19 protein-coding genes and 1 pseudogene are annotated in these 20,115 nt (G+C 70.7%); 9 read left to right on the top strand and 11 right to left on the bottom strand.

The genetic code is table 11. The features are described from left to right. Positions 1-42: 42 nt before the first annotated feature. Both RUR49_RS09080 and RUR49_RS09075 read left to right on the top strand, forming a co-directional pair. Entirely contained in the window at positions 43-279 is a 237-nt protein-coding gene (locus RUR49_RS09080; protein ID WP_409146035.1) for a transcriptional regulator, read from the top strand. Further along, the gene (locus tag RUR49_RS09075) at positions 279-563 is read left to right on the top strand and encodes a type II toxin-antitoxin system RelE/ParE family toxin (protein WP_409146034.1); all 285 of its coding nucleotides are present in this window, start codon (positions 279-281) and stop codon (positions 561-563) included. Before RUR49_RS09080 ends, RUR49_RS09075 begins: the two co-directional genes overlap by 1 nt. A gap of 4 nt (positions 564-567) precedes the next feature. Here the strand turns inward: RUR49_RS09075 and RUR49_RS09070 are convergent, their stop codons facing one another. The 6 genes from RUR49_RS09070 to RUR49_RS09045 form a co-directional block, all read right to left on the bottom strand. Continuing rightward, entirely contained in the window at positions 568-2,553 is a 1,986-nt protein-coding gene (locus tag RUR49_RS09070) for an ABC transporter permease (RefSeq protein ID WP_409146033.1), read from the bottom strand. Continuing rightward, positions 2,550-3,638 (bottom strand): glycine betaine/L-proline ABC transporter ATP-binding protein, encoded by a 1,089-nt coding sequence (locus RUR49_RS09065; RefSeq protein ID WP_409146032.1) that lies wholly within the window; start codon positions 3,636-3,638, stop codon positions 2,550-2,552. The genes RUR49_RS09070 and RUR49_RS09065 overlap by 4 nt, the downstream gene beginning before the upstream one ends. A 101-nt stretch (positions 3,639-3,739) precedes the next feature. After that, positions 3,740-4,717 carry an ABC transporter substrate-binding protein gene (locus tag RUR49_RS09060; protein ID WP_409146031.1) on the bottom strand — a complete coding sequence of 326 codons (978 nt, stop codon included), beginning with the start codon at positions 4,715-4,717 and terminating at the stop codon, positions 3,740-3,742. A gap of 412 nt (positions 4,718-5,129) precedes the next feature. Continuing rightward, a complete protein-coding gene (locus RUR49_RS09055) occupies positions 5,130-7,496 on the bottom strand; it encodes a DUF1989 domain-containing protein (RefSeq protein WP_409146367.1) in 2,367 nt (788 codons plus the stop codon). Positions 7,497-7,611: 115 nt separating this feature from the next. Then, positions 7,612-8,421, bottom strand: a complete 810-nt coding sequence (locus RUR49_RS09050; RefSeq protein ID WP_409146030.1) for a 3'(2'),5'-bisphosphate nucleotidase CysQ — start codon at positions 8,419-8,421, stop codon at positions 7,612-7,614. Positions 8,422-8,425: 4 nt separating this feature from the next. Continuing rightward, complete coding sequence (locus tag RUR49_RS09045) at positions 8,426-9,769, bottom strand: TldD/PmbA family protein (RefSeq protein ID WP_409146029.1); 1,344 nt, start codon at positions 9,767-9,769, stop codon at positions 8,426-8,428. 305 nt (positions 9,770-10,074) lie between these two features. Between RUR49_RS09045 and RUR49_RS09040 the strand changes: the two genes are divergently transcribed. Further along, the gene (locus tag RUR49_RS09040; RefSeq protein ID WP_409146028.1) at positions 10,075-10,584 is read left to right on the top strand and encodes a DUF6101 family protein; all 510 of its coding nucleotides are present in this window, start codon (positions 10,075-10,077) and stop codon (positions 10,582-10,584) included. A gap of 4 nt (positions 10,585-10,588) precedes the next feature. On the opposite strand, the gene ubiA is transcribed toward RUR49_RS09040, so the two are convergent. Next, complete coding sequence (ubiA, locus tag RUR49_RS09035; RefSeq protein ID WP_409146027.1) at positions 10,589-11,530, bottom strand: 4-hydroxybenzoate octaprenyltransferase; 942 nt, start codon at positions 11,528-11,530, stop codon at positions 10,589-10,591. A 132-nt stretch (positions 11,531-11,662) separates the two neighbouring features. Here ubiA and purD point away from each other — a divergent pair, with 132 nt between their 5' ends. Then, positions 11,663-12,964: a phosphoribosylamine--glycine ligase gene (purD, locus tag RUR49_RS09030; protein WP_409146026.1), complete on the top strand. Its 1,302-nt coding sequence runs from the start codon at positions 11,663-11,665 to the stop codon at positions 12,962-12,964. Positions 12,965-13,007: 43 nt separating this feature from the next. Here the strand turns inward: purD and RUR49_RS09025 are convergent, their stop codons facing one another. Both RUR49_RS09025 and RUR49_RS09020 read right to left on the bottom strand, forming a co-directional pair. Further along, positions 13,008-13,337, bottom strand: a complete 330-nt coding sequence (locus RUR49_RS09025) for a DMT family transporter (protein ID WP_409146025.1) — start codon at positions 13,335-13,337, stop codon at positions 13,008-13,010. Between the two features lie 2 nt (positions 13,338-13,339). Continuing rightward, entirely contained in the window at positions 13,340-14,308 is a 969-nt protein-coding gene (locus RUR49_RS09020; RefSeq protein WP_409146024.1) for an alpha/beta fold hydrolase, read from the bottom strand. A 184-nt stretch (positions 14,309-14,492) separates the two neighbouring features. On the opposite strand from RUR49_RS09020, the gene RUR49_RS09015 reads away from it, so the two are divergent. Beyond that, entirely contained in the window at positions 14,493-14,948 is a 456-nt protein-coding gene (locus RUR49_RS09015; protein ID WP_409146023.1) for an Hsp20 family protein, read from the top strand. Between the two features lie 308 nt (positions 14,949-15,256). Here the strand turns inward: RUR49_RS09015 and RUR49_RS09010 are convergent, their stop codons facing one another. Continuing rightward, on the bottom strand, positions 15,257-15,718 hold the full coding sequence (locus RUR49_RS09010) for a helix-turn-helix domain-containing protein (RefSeq protein ID WP_409146022.1): 462 nt from the start codon (positions 15,716-15,718) through the stop codon (positions 15,257-15,259). A gap of 76 nt (positions 15,719-15,794) precedes the next feature. On the opposite strand from RUR49_RS09010, the gene RUR49_RS09005 reads away from it, so the two are divergent. Further along, positions 15,795-16,640, top strand: a complete 846-nt coding sequence (locus tag RUR49_RS09005; RefSeq protein ID WP_409146021.1) for a class I SAM-dependent methyltransferase — start codon at positions 15,795-15,797, stop codon at positions 16,638-16,640. A 15-nt stretch (positions 16,641-16,655) separates the two neighbouring features. On the opposite strand, the gene RUR49_RS09000 is transcribed toward RUR49_RS09005, so the two are convergent. Beyond that, positions 16,656-17,714 (bottom strand): threonine aldolase family protein, encoded by a 1,059-nt coding sequence (locus RUR49_RS09000; RefSeq protein ID WP_409146020.1) that lies wholly within the window; start codon positions 17,712-17,714, stop codon positions 16,656-16,658. Positions 17,715-18,062: 348 nt separating this feature from the next. Here RUR49_RS09000 and RUR49_RS08995 point away from each other — a divergent pair. From RUR49_RS08995 to RUR49_RS08985, 3 genes and pseudogenes are all read left to right on the top strand, one after another. Further along, positions 18,063-18,386 (top strand): annotated as a pseudogene (locus RUR49_RS08995) (ArsR/SmtB family transcription factor); the annotation flags it as partial. A 164-nt stretch (positions 18,387-18,550) separates the two neighbouring features. After that, positions 18,551-19,084 carry an SRPBCC family protein gene (locus tag RUR49_RS08990; RefSeq protein WP_409146019.1) on the top strand — a complete coding sequence of 178 codons (534 nt, stop codon included), beginning with the start codon at positions 18,551-18,553 and terminating at the stop codon, positions 19,082-19,084. 154 nt (positions 19,085-19,238) lie between these two features. After that, positions 19,239-20,015, top strand: coding sequence for a hypothetical protein (locus RUR49_RS08985; RefSeq protein ID WP_409146018.1), 777 nt, complete (start codon positions 19,239-19,241; stop codon positions 20,013-20,015). The last annotated feature ends 100 nt before the right edge of the window (positions 20,016-20,115 follow it).

Genomic DNA, 20,115 nt, shown 5'->3' with positions numbered 1-20,115 from the left:
CCGCCGATTGAGCGCGGCGGGGCGCCGGTGCTACGATGTGCCATGTCCACCGACCTGAAGCTTCCGGACCATCTGCGGGCGCGCGTCGATACCATCGCGGCGCGTTCGAACCTGACGCCGACCGACGTCCTGACCGACGCCCTCGAGAACGGTCATTCGCTGGACTGGCAGGAGGCTCTCCTGGAGACGGTCGCGCAGCGGGCGGCCGCTGCGGATGCCGGTGACTTCGCAAGCGCCGAAGACGTCGCCAGCGTGATGAACAAGTACCGTCCCACCTGATGCGCGTCGTCTGGACGAGGGGTGCCCTCGCCGACGTGGACCAGATTCAGGATTTTGTCGCGCAGGACCGCCCGATTGCGGCCCACCAACTCGCAATCGCGCTCATCGGCCGAACCAACGCGCTTCTCGCTGACAACCCGTTTGCATGCCGAAGAGGGCGTGCCGTAGGAACGCGCGAACTGGTGGTGACCGGCACGCCGTACATCGTCATCTTTCGCGTTCGGGACATCGTCGAGGTACTCGCGGTGGTCCACGGCGCGCACAAGCCTCGGGACGAGCTGTAGCCCCCTACCCCAGCTTCCCCCGTGCCTTCGCTGTCCAGGCGCCGAACAGGCGGTCGGCGATGATGCCGATGAAGGCGATGGCGAGGCCGGCGACGATGCCACGGCCGGCGTCGGCCTTCGACAGCGCGATGAACACCTCCTGGCCGAGGTCGCGCGTGCCGATCATCGCGCAGATGATGATCATCGCGAGCGCCATCAGGATCGTCTGGTTGATGCCGAGCATGATCTCCGGCAGCGCCAGCGGCAGCTGCACGCGGAAGAACGTCTGCCGCTTCGTGCAGCCCGAGACGACCGCCGCTTCCATCAGCGCCGGCGGCACCTGGCGGAGGCCGTGGTTGGTGTAGCGGATGGCCGGCACCACGGCGAAGGCGACGGTGGCGATCATCGCGGTGACGTCGCCGACGCGGAACAGCATGACGACCGGGATGATGAAGCAGAACGACGGCAGCACCTGCAGGGTGTCGATGATCGGCGTGACGATCTTCTCGACGCGGTCGCTGCGCGACGCCCACAGGCCGATCGGGATGCCGATCAGGCAGGCGATGAAGGCGGAGACGCCGACGAGGTAGACCGTCGCCATCGTCTTCTCCCACAGCCCGGTGACGGCGCAGTAGGCGGTGAGCGCGGCGACGAGGATGGCGAGGCGGGCGCCGCCCAGCTGGAAGGCGGCGAGGCCGAGCAGGAACACCGCCCCGAGCCACGGGAAGCCCTCGCAGAAGGCGCGGACGGGGTTCAGCACGTAGAGGATGAGGGCGACGCGAACCGTCTCGATGACGTCGAAAAGGTTGATGGTGATCCACGACACGCCCGCCTTCCACGCCGGCGCGGTGGTCATGGTAATCGCCTTCGGCACGTCGGCGAAGGCGGGGATGAACAGGCCGGCAACGGTGGTGGCGGCGAGCACGGTGACGGCGAGCGAGAGGTTCGGATAGCGCCGCCAGAACGGGCCGTCTTCCATCTCGCCGTGCACGTGTCCCCGCGCCTGCCGGCGCGCCATCGCCTGGCTCAGCCGGTCGAGGGCGATGGCGAGCGCGACGATCGCGAGACCCGCCTCCATCGCCTCGCCGACCTTCAGCGCCCGGAGTGCCAGCAGCACATCGTAGCCGAGGCCGCCGGCACCGATCATCGAGGCGATGATGACCATGTTCAGTGCCAGCATGATCACCTGGTTGACGCCGACCATCAGCGTCGGCCGCGCCGACGGCAGCAGCACGCGCCAGAGCTTCTGGCGGGCGGTGCAGCCGGCCATCTCGCTGAAGTCGCCGATCTCGGAAGGCACGCGCGACAGCCCGAGCATGGTGGCGCGCACCATCGGCGGCATCGCGAAGATGGCGGTGGCGATCATCGCCGAGACCGGGCTGTTGCCGAACAGGATCAGCATCGGGATCAGGTAGGCGAACGTCGGGATCGTCTGCATCAGGTCGAGCGACGGCGAGACGATGAGCTTCTCCGCCCACGGCTTGCGCCACGCCCAGATACCGATGAGGAGGCCGGTGACGATGCAGAACGGCACGGCGATCGAGATCAGGCCGAGCGTCAGCATGGCGCTCGTCCACTTGCCGAACAGCGCGATGTAGAGGAAGCAGCCGCCGACCACCGCGCCGAGCTTCCAGCCGCCGAAGGCACGGCCGGCGAGGAAGGCGGCCACCACGATGCCGACCCACGACAGCCGCGGCAGCACGATCGCCTCCGGCCCGGCGCCGATCTTGAAATTCTTGGCGAGCAGGGAGAGCGCGAAATCGAGCGGCACGCCGAGGATCGCGGTGATCGAGCGGGTGAGCCAGGTGATGTTCGCCTTCAGCCACGCCATGATCGCCGAGACCCAGTCGGTGACCGGGATGACGGCGGCGGCGGGATAGTCGACGAGGGCGGGGAAGCGGTCGCCGAGCAGCGTCAGCGCCAGCACGGCGGCGAGCGCCACTGCCCATACTGCCGGCCAGAACGGCAGCGGCCGCGCCGGAGCGGCGGAGAGGTCGGTCGCGATCGTCATGGCCGCGCCCCGCGGCCGTCGACGCCGGCGAGAAGGTCGATCACCGCCTGCGGCGTCACCTCGCCGATCGGCTTGCCCGTTCCGTTGACGACGGCGAACGGCTTGCCGGCAGCGACGATGCCGGCCGAGAAGCTCGCGATCCGCGCTTCCGGGGCGACGACGCCGCCGTGCTCGCCGCCCGCGCACGGTCGCATCAGGCTGCGGGCGGAGATCACCTTGGCGCGCTGCACGTCGCGGGTGAACTCGGCGACGTAGTCGGTCGCCGGATTGACGACCAGCTCCTCCGGCGTGCCGGTCTGGATGACTTCACCGTCCTTCATGATGGCGATACGGTCGGCGAGGCGGATCGCCTCGTCGAAGTCGTGGGTGATGAAGGCGATCGTCTTGTGCAGCACGCCCTGCAGGCGCAGGAGCTCGTCCTGCATCTCGCGGCGAATGAGCGGGTCGAGCGCCGAGAACGGCTCGTCGAGGAACCACACCTCGGGCTTGGTGGCGAGGCTGCGCGCGATGCCGACGCGCTGCTGCTGTCCACCGGAAAGCTCGCGCGGATAGAAGTGCTCGCGCCCGCGCAGGCCAACGAGCTCGATGACTTCGCGGGCGCGTGCCTCGCGCTTCGCTCGGTCGATGCCCTGGATGCTCAGCGGAAAGGCGATGTTCTCGAGCACATTGAGGTGCGGCAGCAGCGCGAAGTTCTGGAACACCATGCCCATGCGGTGGCGGCGGAGCTCGATCAGCTCGGCGTCGGAGACCTTTAGGAGGTCCTTGCCCTCGAATTCGACGGTGCCGAAGGTCGGCTCGACGAGGCGCGACATGCAGCGCACCAGCGTCGACTTTCCGGAGCCCGACAGCCCCATGATGATGAAGATCTCGCCCTGGCGGATCTCGAGGTCGACATGGCGGACGGCACCGACCAGCTTCGCCTCGGCGAGATCGGCCGAGGTGGCGCGGCCGTCGCGCTTGCCGATCCAGTCGGCGGCGTCGGGGCCGAACAGCTTCCAGACATTGCGGCAGGCGAGCTTGACCGGGCGCGGATCGACCGGCCTGGCGAGCGCGGCCGACAGGCCCGTGTCGACTGCAGCGTTCATGCACCGTCCTTCGTGATCATGTGCGGTGGTCCGCGGCCCCGATCGATGCAGGATCGGGGCCGCAACCGTCTAGTCGGCGGAGGCTTGCTCCGCCCGGGCGCTTACTCGGCCCACTTCTTCCAGGTCGCCTCGTTCTCGGCGATCCACTCGGCGGCGACGTCTTCCGGCGACATGCCGTCGAGGTCGATCTTGCCGCTCATGGCGTTCAGCACGTCGGTGTCGATCGTGTAGGCCTTGGCGACCTTGTGCGCGACCGGCCACTTCTCCTTCATGCCGCCCCAGGCATACTTCCAGATGTCGCCGAACGGCTTGCCGCAATCATACAGCGCGTCCTTGTTCACGCCCCACGCCGGATCGGTGTAGCACTCGGCCGTATACTCCGGGAACTCGACCCACTCGCCCTTGTACTTGGCAGGCGCCCAGTGCGGCGAGTACACCCAGAGAATGATCGGAGCCTCGCGCTGGTAAGCGGAGTCGAGCTCGGCGAACATCGCCGCGTCGGTGCCGGCATGGATGACGGTGAACGGCAGGCCGAGCGACACGACGCGCTCGTCGTCGAAGCCCTCCCAGGTCACCGGGCCGCCGACATAGCGGCCATTCGGCGCCGTCTCGGGCGTGGCGAACGCCTCGGCGCACTTCGGGTCCTTCAAGGCTTCCCAGTTCGGCAGGCCGGGGCACTTGTCCTTCATGTAGAGCGGGTACCACCACTCTTCCTTGGCCTTCGGGCCGAGGGGGCCGAGCTTCTCGGTCTGGCCGGTGGCGTCCGACGCCTTCATCGCCTCGCCTGCCGTGGTGTCCCAGAACTCCATGGCGACCGTCAGATCGCCGTTGGTGAGGCCGGTGGTCAGGCTGGAGAGGTAGTCGGCGGTCGGATACTCGACCGTGTAGCCGAGCTTCTCGAGGATGCCGCCGAGGATCTTGGCGTTGAGGTTGACGCTGGTCCAGTCGAACAGCGCGATCTTGATCGGATCGTTCGATTCCGGTGCGGCAGCAAGTGCCGGTCCGCCGAGGCACCACGTGGCGGCCGCGATCGCGAGCGCCCCTTTTCCAACTCTCGAGAAACGACTGCTCATCGACATGTCTTCTTCTCCAGTTGTGCGATCCGGAAGCGCTGGTTCAGCTCAGGTGCGTCAGTCTTCGTCCTTGCTGCTCTTTATCCTTGCTGCCCTGGCAGAAATCGTTCTCGACGCGCGCCGCCGGACTCTCACACCGGCTGGCTCGTCGACACCTGCAAAATCAAGGTCCCCGTGCGCCGCCCCCCGGCGCGCCTGCCGCGGCCGGCCATCGTCAGCCCGGGTCCGCAGTTTTCACCAGATGAAACTTATATGCCTTGCGCCCTCCTCCGCAATGCCCCTTCAGGATGACGGCGTCGTTTCAGCAAGCCATTCGGCTGCATTGGACAGTATAGGCGTGCACTGCACAAAGGTGCAGCGCGATGATCATCGGACGTGCAGGCAAGTGCGCAGCGCTTGTGCGGCCGCGCTCTGCCGATCAGGATCGCGGCCGCGTCTTCTGCGGATCGAAATGCGGGAACGGCACGACTCGCGCCGGAAGGCGCTTCTGGTGGCCATCGAGCTTGCCGATCTCCACCTCGGTTCCGACAGCCGCGTGGGTGACGTCGAGGCGGGCGAGCGCAATCGTCTTGCCGAGGAGCGGCGAGCGCATGCCGCTCGTCACTTGGCCGATCTGGGCGCGGCCGACGTGCACGCAGTCACCGTGGCCGACGGGGACGTTGGCATCGATCTCGAGACCGACGAGCTTGCGCTGCGGATTGTCCTTGCGCCGGATCAGGGCGTCGCGGCCGATGAAGTCGTCCGTCTTGCCCTTCAGCGGCACGGTGAAGCCGATGCCGGCCTCGAACGGGTCGGTCTGGTCGGAGAACTCCGTGCCGGCGAAGATCAGCCCCGCCTCGATGCGCACCATGTCGAGCGCCTGCAGGCCCATGGGCTTGAGACCGTGCGGCTGGCCGGCCTCCCAGACGGCGTCGAAGACAGTGCCGGCGTCGCGCGGGTGGCACCAGATCTCGTAGCCGAGTTCGCCGGTATAGCCGGTGCGCGAGACGACGATCGGCACCCCCTGGGCGTCGCCGATGCGGCCGACGGCGAAGCGGAACCACTCGAGCTCCGCCATCGAAGGCTGCGTCGGCGCCGTCCAGACGATCTCCTTCAAGATGTCGCGGCTCGCCGGCCCCTGCACGGCGATGTTGTGCATCTGGTCGCTTGAGGAGCGGACCATCACGGTCAGCCCGAGCTTCTCGGCCTGCTGGCGCAGCCAGAGGCCACCGAAGTCGTCGCCGCCGATCCAGCGGAAGTTGTCGCGGCCGAGGCGCAGCAGCGTGCCGTCGTCGATCATGCCGCCGTGCTCGTAGCACATGGCGGTGTAGACGACCTGGCCGACCCCGAGCTTCTTCACGTCGCGCGTCAGCGTGTACTGCAGCAGCGCCTCGGCGTCCGGTCCCGTCACCTCGAACTTGCGCAGCGGCGACAGGTCCATCACCACCGCCTTCTCGCGGCAGGCCCAGTATTCCTCGACCGCCCCGCCCTTGGCGAAGGCGTTGGCGAGCCAGTAGCCGCGGTATTCGGAGAAGTCGCGGGTGTGGCGGGCGAAGCGATCGTGGAACGCCGTCTCGCGGGTCAGTTTCGGCTCGGCGTCGGGGGTCATGCGGGTCGCTATGGCACGAGAGAATTTTTCGGCACCCGAATAGGTGCGGACGTGGATGTCGGTGAGGTGCCAGCCATTCGCCGGCGTGGTGTCGTCCGGGCAGGCCGAGGAGACGCAGACGAGGTCCGTCAGCGCCCGCAGCAGCACATAGTCGCCGGGCCGCGACCACGGCTCGTCGGAGACGACGTGGCCATGCGCGTCGATCGCCGTGTTGAAGAAGAAGTTGATCGCCATCCACCCGGCACGCGGCGTCACACCTCGCCCAGCGAGGGCGTTGTTGAAGTTCTCCGAGCAGTTGACGTGGCCGGGATACCCGATGTCGTCGTAGTACTTGGCGGCGCAGGCGAGCGCGAAGGCGTCGTGGCGGCCGCAGGTGTCCTGGACCACCTCGACCAGCGGCTCCATGTCCTGGTCGTAGTATTTCGAGTGCAGGCCGGGCATCGGATAGGCCGAGCCCATCAGCGTGCGCGTCGTCGTCACGTCGAGGGGATGGTCCTTGCCCCTATCGAGCTTGCGCGCCGAGAAGCACTGGAAGTCGGTGCACTGCCGGCCGTCGACATCGATGATCTGGATGTAGTCGCCCGCCTTGACGAAATAGGACCGCGCCGTCGCCGAGTGGACACGAATGTCGTCGACGGGATCGGCAAGCGGATCCGGCAAGGCGTGGGTGCCGACGAGGCGCGGCCGGCCACGCTCTACCAGCACGGCGAGCGGCGTCGCGGTGTCGTGGCCGTCGACCGCCATCGGCCCGCCGGGGGCGGCGACGACGAGGGCGCCGTCGCGCTGCACGGTGAAGCGCTCCTGCGCTCCCGCCGAGGTGCCGTCGCCGAAGAGGTGCAGCGCGGAGGCGCCGGCGAGCGCGATCCCGCGCCGCTCCAGGCGGCGGCGGAAGAGCGCCAGGCTCGGCTCGCCCGATAAGAGAAGCGCCTTCAGGCCGGTGGCGCTGCCATTCGCGGGGACGCCGAGGACACCGGGATCGCTGCGGCCGTCACGGTCGACGGTGACGATCTCGCAGACCTGGCCGCCCTCGAGATTGCGGATGGTGACGGTATCGCCGGCCTCGACCTCGACGAGGATCGCTCCGGCGCCGGGCACGTGGTGGCGCTCGTGACCGCTCGTCGCGACGGAGCCATCCGGCCGAAGAATCCGGCTCGGGCGCGGCGGGCCGGCGATGACCTCGGGATAGCGGAGCTGCAGCAAGGCCGGACCCTCGTCGCGCCGCGCCGACGGCGTCGTCGCGAAGGCGTTCCCCGGAGCGCCTGCCGGTGACGATACCGGGTCCCCTTTGGCCCGACAAGGCGACGCTGGTCGGTCAGGCTCCGTGCAGGGCCCGCGCTGCGATGGCGTTGGCGAGGAGCGCCGCGATGGCGTCATGCATCGCAGGGGTCGCGGCGACCAGCGGTGGGTGGCGCACAGTCTCGCGATTGTAGGCCACGGAACGCCCGTCGAGGTCGGTCAGCCGGCCACCGGCCTCCTGCACCAGCAGATCGGCGGCGGCGAGGTCCCAGTCGCAGGCCTTGCTGCTGGCTGCGGCGGCGTCGAGCCGGCCGGCGGCGACCAACGACAGGCGGTAGGCGAGCGAGTGGACGAGCGGCACCGGCTCGACGCCGGCGTCCGTGAACGCGGCCGAGCGGACGAAGCCTTTCGGGCCGGCGATGCGGGCGCCGGCGAGCCGCGTCGCGCCGCTCGTCATCACGACGGCGCCATTCAGCAGCGCCCCACCGCCGAGGCTCGCCAGGAACAGCTCGTCGCGCGGCGGACAGAGCACGGCGGCCGCAATCGGCCGGCCGTCCTCGACGATTGCGAGGCTGACCGTCCAATCCTCGTCCCCGCGCACGAACGCACGGGTGCCGTCGATCGGATCGACGATGAAGATGCGGCGGTGCTGCAGGCGGACCGGATCGTCGACACTCTCCTCCGACAGCCAGCCATAATCCGGCCGCGCGGCGCCGAGGTGCGTCGCGAGGAAGCGGTCGACGGCCAGATCGGCCTCGCTCACCGGTGAGGAATCGCCCTTCGTCCAGACCTCCGGCGACTGTCGGAAGTAGCCCATCGCCATCGCGCCCGCCTGGCGGGCGGCGTCGGCGAGGAGCGCCAGATCGGCGGCGTGGGGCGACGCCACGCCTTCAGCGCCCGGCAATGGTCAGGCCCTCGATGGCGATGGTGGGGGCGTTGGTGGCGCCGCGGAACTCGAGATCGTTGGCGACCACCATGCGCGAGAACATGTCGCCGAGGTTGCCGGCGATGGTGATCTCGCTGACGGGCCCGCCAAGCTCGCCGTTCTCGATCCAGTAACCGGCGGCACCCAGGCTGTAGTCGCCGGTGACGAGGTTGGCGCCGTGGCCGATGAGGTCGGTGACGTAGAGCCCGGTGCCGACCTGGGCGAGCAGCTCGGCCGGACCGATCTTCCCAGGTTCGAGCGTGAGGTTGGTCGAGGACGGCGACGGCGATCCGCCGCCACGGGCGGCGCGGCCGTTGCTCGTCAGGCCGAGCTCTCGCGCCGTGGCGCCGTCGAGCAGCCAGTCGGTGAGAATGCCGTCCTCGACGAGCGCGAACGGCCGGCCGGCGACGCCCTCGCCGTCGAAGGGCCGCGAGCCGAGGCCGCGCCGGCGGGTGGGGTCGTCGGTGATGCGGATGCCCGGAGCGAAGACGCGCTCGCCGCGCTTGTCCTTGAGGAAGCTCGTCCCGCGCGCGATCGCCGCGCCGTTGGCGGCGCCGGCGAGGGCCCGAACCAGGCTGGTGGCGGCGCGCGGCTCGTAGACGATGGTGGCGGTCTGCGTCTCGACGCGGCGTGGTGAGACGCGCCGCACCGCCCGCTCGCCGGCGCGCCGGCCGACATAGTCCGCGGCCTCGACGTCCTCCAGATGAGCGGCGGAGCTCGACCAGTAGTCGCGCTCCATGGCCGTCCCCTCGCCGGCGACCGCCATCGCCGAGCGGCCGTGGCGCGAGCCGAGATAGGCGCCGGTGAAGCCGCCGGAGGTGGCGAGCACCAGCCCGCCGAGGCTCCAGGAGGCGGAGGCGCCGCCGGAGCGGCTGACGCCCGCGACCTCGCGCATCGCCGCCTCGGTGGCGAGCGCCGTCTCGGTCAGCTGGGCCGCCGAGGGCGCCTTCGGGTCGACGAGGTCGAGGTCAGGAAACTCGCGCGCCAGCGCGTCGGGATCGGCGAGACCGGCGTAAGGGTCTTCCGGCGCGTGGCGGGCCATCGCCACCGCGCGTTCGACGAGGGCGGCGGCCTCGGACGGCGCGTTCGTCGAGACGGTGGCGAAGCGGCGGCCGACGAAGACGCGCAGCGACAGGTCGTCGGACTCCGAGCGCTCCGTCTTCTCGACGCGGCCGTCGCGCACCTCGATGGCGAGCGCCGTGCCGCGCACGACGACGACGTCGGCGGCATCGGCCCCGGCGCGGCGCGCCTGTGCGACGAGATCGGCGGCGACGGACTTCAGGCGGTCGAGATCGGGGGTATCGGTCATGCGGTGTCCCGTTCGCACCGTCCGTCCCGCCGCACGACGGGTGCGAGGGAGGCGGTGCGGTCCCCGTTCATCTACGGCGCCGACCCACCCCTCGCAAGGCACGGGCGTCGCGAGGTCGCGGGCAGAGCGACGGTTCGGAAGCCAAGTCGGGCGCGAATTTGCGCGATCCGGGTGAGGTTTGCGTAACCGTGCGGGAAGAGCCACCCCGCCCACCACCTCCGCGTTAACGGCCGCACAAGCACGCCGGCCCCCTGATCACGGGCAGACAAGAGCCGGAGACAGCCGGCGATCAGGAGCAGGCCGACGTGCCCCCATCGACCGCAGACATCAACACCGCCGACCGCGCCCCGCGCGCCGCCGACGACCTGCTGCCCCACCGCTTCGCCGCCGAAGAGGGCGTCGTCGGCAACGACGCGCTGCTGTCGCTGGTGCTCGACGAGACACACGCCGTCATCCGGCGGCGCCTCTCGGGCGTGGCGATGACGATGGTGATCCCGGTCGCCGCCTTCCGCGGCGTCGGGGTGTGCATCTCGGATGATCTCGACGAGATTTCCTTCCTGCTCGTCCACTCCGACCCGGGCCTGACGGTGCCGCTCGGCGCGACCGATACGGTCGACGAGGCCGCCCGCCTTCTTGACGGCTGGTCGAAAGCGCTCCGGCTGCCGCGGCTGTTCGTCGACCGTGACGGCATCGCCGCGCCGATCGACGCGGTGATCGCCACGGCCGCACCCGATGCCGCCCCCCGCCCCCTGGTGCGGGCCGGCGGACCGTCGCTGCGCGTCCACGAGGGCGGACGCGCGGGGTTCAAGCGCTGATCTCTCAGCCACCGACACCGGCGGCGCGAAGTCCCGCGTCGGCAACAAGGCCCAAAAACGGCATCCAGCCGGCGATGCGGTTGGAGCGGAACAGCATCAGGCAGCGCGCCGGATCGTCCTCGTCGAGCGTGATCACCTGCCAGGCGAGATGGACGGCGAAAGCGGCGAGGCCAACGTAGGCCGGCCACCCTGCCCCGACGAGCGCGAACGCCACGGCGAGCGCCACGACCGTCGCCACGAACAAGCCACCGATCGAGAGCTTGGTGTAGCGGCCGAACAGGCGCGCCGTGGAGCGGATCCCGACGATGGCGTCGTCGCGGCGGTCCTGGTGGGCGTAGATGGTGTCGTAGCCGATCGTCCACAGGATGGCGGCGAGGTAGAGCGCCACCGGCGCGAGCGCCAGTTCGCCGAACACCGCGGTCCAGCCGAGGAAGGCTCCCCACGAGAAGGCGAGGCCGAGCACCATCTGCGGCCAGTCAGTGACGCGCTTGGCGAACGGATAGGCGGCGACGACGACGAGCGAGCCGGCGCCGACGAGGATCGTCGTCAAGTTGAACTGCAGGAGCACCGCAAGGCCGACGAAGGAGAGCGCCACGGCGAAGGCGAAGGCACGCTTCGCGCTCACCTGGCCGCTCGGGATCGGCCGCGAGCGGGTGCGCGTCACCTGCGCGTCGACGTCGCGGTCGACGACGTCGTTGTAGGTGCACCCGGCGCCACGCATGACGATGGCCCCGACGAGAAACAGCACCAGGTGCCACGGGTTAGGGTACGGCGCCCCGGCTGCGACCGCGGCCAGCGCCGCCGACCACCAGCACGGCCACAACAACAGCCACCAGCCGATCGGCCGGTCGAGCCGCGCGAGGCGAGCATAAGGCCGCCACGACAGCGGCGCCCAGCGGTCCACCCAGTTGCCGCGGTCGGCGTCGGCGACGGCACGGTCGGTCATCGGCGTCCTCCCTCCCCCGCTGGTGCACCACCGCCGGGCCGCCGCGTCAAGGCGGTGCGATCGCCCGTCGCGCCGGCGGTCCCGCCGTGCTAAGCGCGGCCCCGACCTCCGCCAAGCAGACGGGCCGACACCATGACCTCCGACGACCGCCTCAACGTGCTCGTGATCGGCTCCGGCGGGCGCGAGCACGCGCTCGCCTGGAAGCTGGCGCAGTCGCCGCGGCTCGGCAAGCTGTGGGCGGCACCGGGCAACCCGGGCATCGCCACCGTCGCCGACCTGGTGCCGATCGCGGTCGGAGACGCACCGGCGACGGTGGCGTTCTGCCGCGACAACGGCGTCGACCTGGTGGTGGTCGGGCCGGAGGCGCCGCTCGTCGCCGGGCTCGCCGACCGGCTGACCGAAGCCGGCATCATCGTCTTCGGACCGAGCGCCGCCGCCGCGCAGCTGGAAGGCTCCAAGGGCTTCACCAAGGACCTGTGTGCAGAAGTCGGCATCCCGACCGCCGCCTACGCCCGCTTCCGCGACGCCGCCTCGGCGCGCGCCTATGTCGAGATGAGCAGCGCGCCGATGGTGGTGAAGGCCGACGGCCTCGCCGCCGGCAAGGGCGTCGTCATCGCCATGACGACCGCGGAGGCGCTGGAGGCCGTCGACGCCTGCTTCGAGGGTGCCTTCGGCGCGGCCGGCGCCGAGGTGGTGGTGGAGGCCTTCCTCGAAGGCGAGGAGGCGAGCCTGTTCGCCCTGACGGACGGCGTGACCGTAGTCCCGTTCGGCACCGCTCAGGACCACAAGCGCGTCTTCGACGGCGACGAGGGACCGAACACCGGCGGCATGGGCGCCTACTCGCCGGCGACGGTGATGACGGCCGAGATGACCGAGCGGGCGATGGCGGAGATCGTGCGGCCGACGGTGGCGGCACTCGCCGCCCGCGGCACGCCGTTCCAGGGCGTGCTCTTTGCCGGGCTGATGATCACCGCGAAGGGCCCGGAGCTGATCGAGTACAACGTCCGCTTCGGCGACCCGGAGTGCCAGGTGCTGATGCCGCGGCTGGAGGACGACCTCCTCGACCTCCTGTACCGCTGCGCCACCGGCCATCTCGCCGGCGCGGTGCCGCGGTGGCGGGACGAGACGGCGCTGACGGTGGTGATGGCGGCCGCGGGCTATCCGGGCGAACCGAAGAAGGGCACGGCGATCGGCGGTCTCCCTGCCGCGGAGGCGACGGGCGCGACGGTTTTCCACGCCGGCACCGCGCTGGCCGACGACGGCACGCTCATCGCCAACGGCGGCCGCGTGCTGGCCGTGACGGCGACCGGCGCCACGGCTGCGGAGGCGCAGCGGCGCGCCTACACCGCCGTGGACCGGATCGACTGGCCGGGCGGCTTCTGCCGGCGCGACATCGGCTGGCGGGCGGTCGCACGGGAAAGCGGATCGGACTGACCCAACTCGCAGAGCCGCTGTCTGCCCGGCCCTGCGGGCGGCCTCAGTGGCCGCTCATGCCGGACAACGTCTTGAGCACGACGACGCCGCCGATGATCATCGCGAGGCCGAGCGCACCGGCGAGGTCGATCTTCTCGCCGTAGAAGACGATGCCGGCCGTGGCGGCGAGCACGATGCCGAGGCCCGCCCACACTGCGTAGCTGAAGCCGAGCGACAAGGTGCGCAGCGCCAGCGACAGCAGGAAGAAGGCCAGGCCGTAGCCGACGACGACGGTGAGCGACGGCCACAGCCTGGTGAAGCCGTCGGCGGACTTCAGCGCCGTGGTGGCGATCACCTCGGCGACGATCGCGACAGCAAGGAAGATGTAGGCCATCGTCACTCCTCGCCGGGCACGAAGGCGTCGAACGCCGCCCAGAATGGCTCACGGAAGCGGTCGGCTTCCATCATCAGTTCGTGGCGCGCGCCCGGAACGAGGATGACGCCGCCGTTGACGAGCCGCTTGCCGAAGCGCTCGACGGCACGGGCATCGACGACACGGTCGCGGCCGGAGGCGAAGATCAGCGTCGGCAGCGTCATCCGCTCGACGAGTTCGGCCTTCTTCAGCGTCACCATGGTGTCGCGCGCGGCCTTCACCCAGCCGATCGTCGGCGCGCCGAGGCGCAGCGCCGGGGCGGCATCGAGGACGGCGAGGTTGCGGGAGAAGCGGGCGTGGTCCGACGTCAGCGGGTTGCCCTCGAAGACGCCGGGCTCGCCGGCGCCGGGCCGGCGGGCGGAGACCTGCTTGCGCCCGAGCCCGATGAGGCAGGAGACCTCCAGCACAGAGGCGAACACCCAGTCCGGCATGTTGCGTTCGCCGAACCCCAGTAGCGGCGAGACGGTGACGAGGCGCGAGAACAGCGGGTGCAGCCGACGCACGCCGAGGAGCACGACGGCGCCGCCGGTGGAATGGGCGAGCGCTGTATAGGGCGGCGGCAGCGCCGGCATCACCGCCTTGCGCATCACCGTCTCGATGTCGGCGACATAGTCGTGGAACGAGGCGACGTGGCCGACGTGCGGGTCCTTCGTCAGGCGGCCGGAGCCGCCCTGGCCGCGCAGGTCGAAGGTGGCGACGGCGAAGCCGCGCTTCTGCAGGTCGGCGATCGTCTCGAAATATTTCTCGATGAACTCCGCCCGGCCCTGCACGATCACCACCGTGCCGCGCGCCTCGCCGGTGGCCGGCCACAGCGCGACGCGCAGCGGCACGTTCCAACGGCCGGCGACCGTCAGCGTCCGCACGCCCGGCGGCACCGGGTTGATCGGCAAGTCGAGAAGGGCCGGCGCGGTCGGGTCAACCTTCACGAGCATGGGCGCTCCGGCGTGATCGGCAAACGACGAATTCTTCGCACACGCCCCCCTTGAACTGCAAAAACGCCGCTCCTACCTCGGTCGTGCGGGCGCCAACCGGGTCCGCAGGAATGCCCACAGTCCGGCCAAGACGGCGGACGGAGCGCATTCCGGACATCAACGTCGCTTCTTCTTGGAGGACACCATGCGTCACTTCGATCTGAGCCCCCTCTACCGGACCACCGTCGGCTTCGACCGGCTGTTCAACCTGCTCGACCAGGGTGCCGGTGCCGAGGCGCCGTCCTATCCGCCCTACGACATCGAGCGGACCGGCGACAACGCCTACCGCGTCACCATGGCGGTGGCCGGCTTCGCCGACAAGGACCTCTCCATCGAGGCGCGCGAGAACGTGCTGACGGTGAAGGGCGAGAAGCAGGCCGAGACCGACGGCAGCGAGCGCCAGGTGATCTACCGCGGCATCGCCGGCCGCGCCTTCGAGCGCCGCTTCCAGCTCGCCGACTACGTGGTCGTGAAGGGCGCGAGCCTCGAGAACGGCCTCCTGCACATCGACCTCGTGCGCGAGGTGCCCGAGCAGCTGAAGCCGCGCCAGGTGCCGATCCGCGCCGCGCAGGCCAAGCAGATCGAGCAGGTCGCCGCCTGACGATGCTCGCCTGAGAGACGGTAGAGACGACGGGGCGCCTCGCGAGAGCGGGGCGCCCCTTTTCCGTTGTGGTGGCGTCGGAGGACTTGTGGGGCGGTTGAGATCATCACGTCTGCTGTACCTGCGGCCCCCCCTCCCTGCCCTCCCCCGCAAGGGGGGAGGGTTCGCGCCGAGATTTGAGGTGAGGGCGTGCCCAGGCACCATGGAAACCCTCCCCCCTCGCGGGGGAGGGCAGGGAGGGGGGGCGCCGCGGGCTCGGCGGCAGAGACGACGCAGTGCCCCGGCCACACCCCTCACCCGCCCTCGCCTCACTCCACCGCGACGCAGACCGGCGGTGACCGCTTCCCCCGCCCGCCGAGCTTGCCGGAGGCTGCCGCCGTCAGGATGCGGCGGAAGGTCGGGCATTCCATGTGGCTCGGTGCGGTGCAGGCGACGGCGTGACGCAGGCCGTCGCGCATCACCGTGAGGGTGCGGATGGTGCGGTCGAGCTCTTCCGCCTTGGCGGTGAGCAGGTCGCGGTCGATGGCGGGCCGCCCGTCGGCGGCGAACATGCGGGCGATCTCATCCAGCGAGAAGCCGGCGGCGCGCCCGAGGCCGATCAGCGCCAGCCGCTCCAGCACGCTCGCATCGAACAGGCGGCGCAGGCCGCGCCGGCCGATCGGGGCGATCAGCCCCCTCTCCTCGTAGTAGCGCAATGCGGACGCGGGCACGCCCGAGCGCCGCGCCACCTCGGCGATGTCGAGATCGTGGGTCACCCTTACGTCGCGCATCCCTCTTGACCTCAAGTTAGCTTGAAGTGGCAGGGTGCCGCCGGATGGCCGTTCAGGCAAGCGAATGGAGGCAATGATGGTGCAGGCGAGTAGCAGCAGCCCCGATCAGGCGGCGCACTGGAACGGACCCGCCGGAGAGGCGTGGGTGGAGGCACAGGAACTGCTCGACGGCATGTTCAGCGGTCTCGAGGAGGCGCTCGCCGACACGGCCGCGACGGCCAGCGCCCGCCGGGTGCTCGACATCGGCTGCGGCACCGGGGCCACGACGCTCGCGGTCGCTCGCCGGCTCGGCGAAGACGGCGAGGCGCTGGGCGTCGACATCTCGGCGCCGATGGTGACGCACGCCCGCGCCCGGGCCGAACGGGAGGGCTCGCAGGCGCGCTTCGTGGTGGCGGACGCGACGACCCACGCCCTGCCTCCCGCGCACTTCGATCTCGCGGTGTCGCGCTTCGGGGTGATGTTCTTCCCCGACCCGGTCGCCGCCTTCGCGAACATCCGCCGCGCGCTGCGGCCGGGCGGCGGGCTCGCAGCCGTAGCCTGGCGCAGCCGCGACGAGAACCCGTTCATGACGACGGCCGAGCGCACCGCCGTGCCGATGCTGCCGGAGGCGCCGCCGCCGCGGCGGCCGGACGCGCCGGGCCAGTTCGCCTTCGCCGACGAGAGCCGCGTGCGCGGCATCCTCGAAGACAGCGGCTGGGGCGGCGTGACGATGCGGCCGGTCGATGTCGACTGCACGTTCCCGGCGACGGCGCTGGAGCTCTATCTCACCCGCCTCGGCCCGCTCGGCACGCTCTTGCGCGAGGTCGATGAGGTGACACGGGAGCGCGTGCTCACGGCGGTGCGGGCGGCGTTCCAGACCTTCGTGCACGGCGACACGGTGCGCTTCACGGCGGCCTGCTGGTGGATCGAGGCGCGGGCGTAGTTATGCGCCCTCGCCTCACCCGCGGTCGACGAGCTCCAGGAAGTCGTCGACCTCGTCCGCCGTCGTGGCGAAGGAGGTGACGAGGCGGACGTAGGTCTCGTCCTCGCCGGGGCGGTCGCCTGGGGCGAGCGTCGCGGCCGACCACGGGTAGAGCTTTGCGCCCGCGGCGACGAGGCGCTCGTAGGTCGGCTTCGGCAGCACCGGGAAGACGGCGTTGGCACCCGGCGCGAACGGCAGGCGGACGCCGCGGATGCGGGACAGGCCGTCGGCGAGGCGGTCGGCCATGGCGTTGGCGTGGGCGGCGAGGCGCAGCCACAGACCGTCGGCGAGCAGCGCCTCGAACTGGGCGGCGACGAAGCGGCTCTTCGAGAACAGGTGCCCCGCCCGCTTGCGGGTGAAGCCGAACTCGCGGCCGCGCTCACGGTCAAAGAACACCACCGCCTCCGCCGCCCAGGCGCCGGTCTTGGTCAGCCCGAAGGAGAGCACGTCGACGCCCGCCCGCCAGGTGAAGTCGGCCGGTGACGCGCCGAGGCGGGCGACGGCGTTGGAGAAACGGGCACCGTCCATATGGACGGCCAGATCGCGCGCCTTCGCCGTGGCCGCGAGCGCGGCGATCTCTTCCGCCGTGTAGACGGTGCCGAGCTCGGTCGCCTGGGTCAGGCTCAGGACGTCCGGCCGACCGAAGTGGACGACGTTCGGCGGATAGCGGTGGAGCGCGGCGTCCAACGCCGCCGGGTCGATGCGGCCGGCCGTTGTGGAGAGGCCGACCATCTTGGCGCCGCCGGTGAGGAATTCCGGGGCGTTGCACTCGTCGGTGCGGATGTGCGCCTCGTCGGCCGCGAGCACCAGCGCGCCGGGGCGGACGAGCGCCGACAGCGCCAGCGCGTTCGCCGCCGAGCCGGTGGCGACGAAAAAAACCGCCACCTCGCGCTCGAACACCTCCCCGATCCGCCGCTCGACGCCGGCCGTCCAGTCGTCGCTGCCGTAGCCGGGGCTGACACCGACGTTCACCGCGGAGAGCGCGTGCGCCACTTCCGGCGGCACGCCGGCCCAGTTGTCGGAGGCGAAGTTCATCGGCGAGGCTCCCGCGAACGCCCGCCGCGGGAGGCGCGGCGACCGGCAGCCTCAATGCCGGAGCGGTGCGTCGACGGCAAGGCGTGCGGTGGTCGCGGGGCCAGCGATGACCACCGTCTCGCCTCCGCCTGCGGCTCTTCCTGCCTCTCGCACCTCCCCCTCTGGGGTCATTCCCGGCTTGTCCCGGGAACCTACCCGCCTCAGGGAGCAGAACGCCCGCGGCCGGCTTGCCGAGCCGTGAAGGATGGGTTCCCGGGACAAGCCCGGGAATGACCCATCGGGGGCTTCCAACCGCGTCACTTAACTCAACGGTTGACTCTCTGCGCCACCACCTTCATATTCAACCACATGGTTGAACATGAACCCGCCCGGCTCGACGCCGTCTTCCACGCCCTCGGAGATGCCACGCGAAGGCGGATGCTGCGGGCGTTGGCCGGCAATGAGCGGACGGTCGGCAGGCTCGCGGCGCCGTTCGAGATGTCGCTCGCGGCAGCCTCCAAGCACGTCCGGGTGCTGGAGCGGGCGGGACTGGTGCAGCGCGCGGTCGCCGGTCGCACGCACCGGCTCTGGCTGGCGCCGGGGCCCCTCGCCGGCGCCCACCATTGGCTCGGCTTCTACGAGCGCTTCTGGAGCGGGCGGATCGACATTCTCGAGCGGCTCCTGCGGGAGGAGGCGGCGATGCCCGTCGCCCCTGCCCGCAACGTGACCCCGCCCCCGAACCGAGTGCCCGATCCGGCGGACGCGAACGCCGTTCCTACCGCAGACCCCACCCTCTCCGCCCCCGCCCCCGCAGAGCCCATCCCCTCAGACCTCCCCTCTCCCGAAGGAGACGCGCCATGAACGAGATCACCTCCCCCGACGCCTACGGCGTGCTGACCGAGCCGACCACGCTGACGATCCAGCGGCTGCTTCCAGGCCCGATCGAGCGGGTCTGGTCCTACCTGACGGAGAGCGAGTTGCGCCGGAAGTGGCTGGCCGCCGGCGACATGGAGATGCGGCCGGGCGCGCCGTTCACCTTCGTCTGGCGCAACGCGACGCTGTCCGACGTGCCGTCCGAGCGGCCCGAGGGCTTTTCCGACGAGCACCGGATGGAGAGCCGCATCGTCGCCTGCGAGCCGCCGCGGAAGCTCGTTTTCACCTGGAACGGCAGCGACGACGTCTCCTTCGAGCTCGAGCCGGTCGGCGCCAAGGTGCTGCTCACCGTCACCCACCGTCGCCTGCCGAGCCGCGACATGCTGCTCAAGGTCGCCGCCGGCTGGCACATGCACCTCGACACCCTGGCGGCCACTGTTGCCGGTACGGCGCGGCCGGCCTTCTGGGAGGGCTGGGTGGCGCTGAAGGACGCCTACGACCAGCGCCTGCCGGACTGAGGCAGTCACCCGGCGAATGAGCCGGCGGCCGCCACGCCGCGCGGCATCCCGCTCATCGATAGCCGACTTCCACGACCGACCCCGCGCTCCCGCTGACCCCGCGCCCGCCTGGGCGCGGGCAAGGCCGGACCGCGTCTGCACGGAGGACACCGCAGTGCTTGCTTCGAATGGAGGGCGCAACTCGGCGCCCCGGGCCGCCGCGGCCGCGACGTTGGTCGCGCTCGCCCTCGCCGCAGCGCCGGCCCTTGCTGCCGGTACCGTGATCGAGGCGATGCCGGAAGGTCTCGAGACGCGGCTGGCGCTCAGCGCCGCGCCGCCGGCGCTGCGCGACGACGCGACCGTCTTCCTGCTCGACCCCGCCAGCGGCTTCCGGCTGGCGAGACAGGGCACGAGCGGCGTCGCCTGCCTCGTCCAGCGCACCGTCTGGGAACTGGCCGACGACCGCGACGACATCTACATCCCGCTTTGCTATGACGCCGCCGGCACGCGAACCTATCTGACCGTGATCATGGATGCCGCGGAGCTGCGCGCCGGAGGCCTCGGCGGCGAGGCTCTGAAGGCGGAAATCGCCGGGCGCTGGGCCGACGGCACCTACCGGGTGCCGGAAAAGGCCGGCCTCTCCTACATGGTGGCACCGGTGTTCCGCACGGTGGGGCCGCCGGACATGGCGGTGCGAACGCTGGCGATGCCGCATCTGATGTTCTACGCGCCGGGGGTGACGAACGCCGACATCGGCGCGTCACCGGATCTCGCCGACCATGCGAGCCTCGCCTGGCCGTTTATCGATCGCCAGGGCAACGACGAGCAGAGCTACATCATCCAGATGCTCGGCGCGGCGGAGACGGCCGCCATCCTCGCCGACGAGAAGCAGCTCGTCGGCGACCTCTGCGCCTACCGCGACATCCTCTGCCTGCCGCCCGGCGGACATTGAGGGCCGACGGAGGCGGCGCCTCCTCACTGACCGTCATCCCGGACAAGCGAGGCGCAGCCGAGCGCCGATCCGGGACCCAGCACAAGACTCCGCGCAGAGC

The sequence above is a fragment of the Pseudoxanthobacter sp. M-2 genome (assembly GCF_046156265.1).
Classification (GTDB): Bacteria; Pseudomonadota; Alphaproteobacteria; order Rhizobiales; family Segnochrobactraceae; genus CAMDHY01.
The sequence above is the reverse complement of the archived record's forward strand: the minus strand, read 5'-3'. Positions and strand labels throughout refer to the sequence as shown.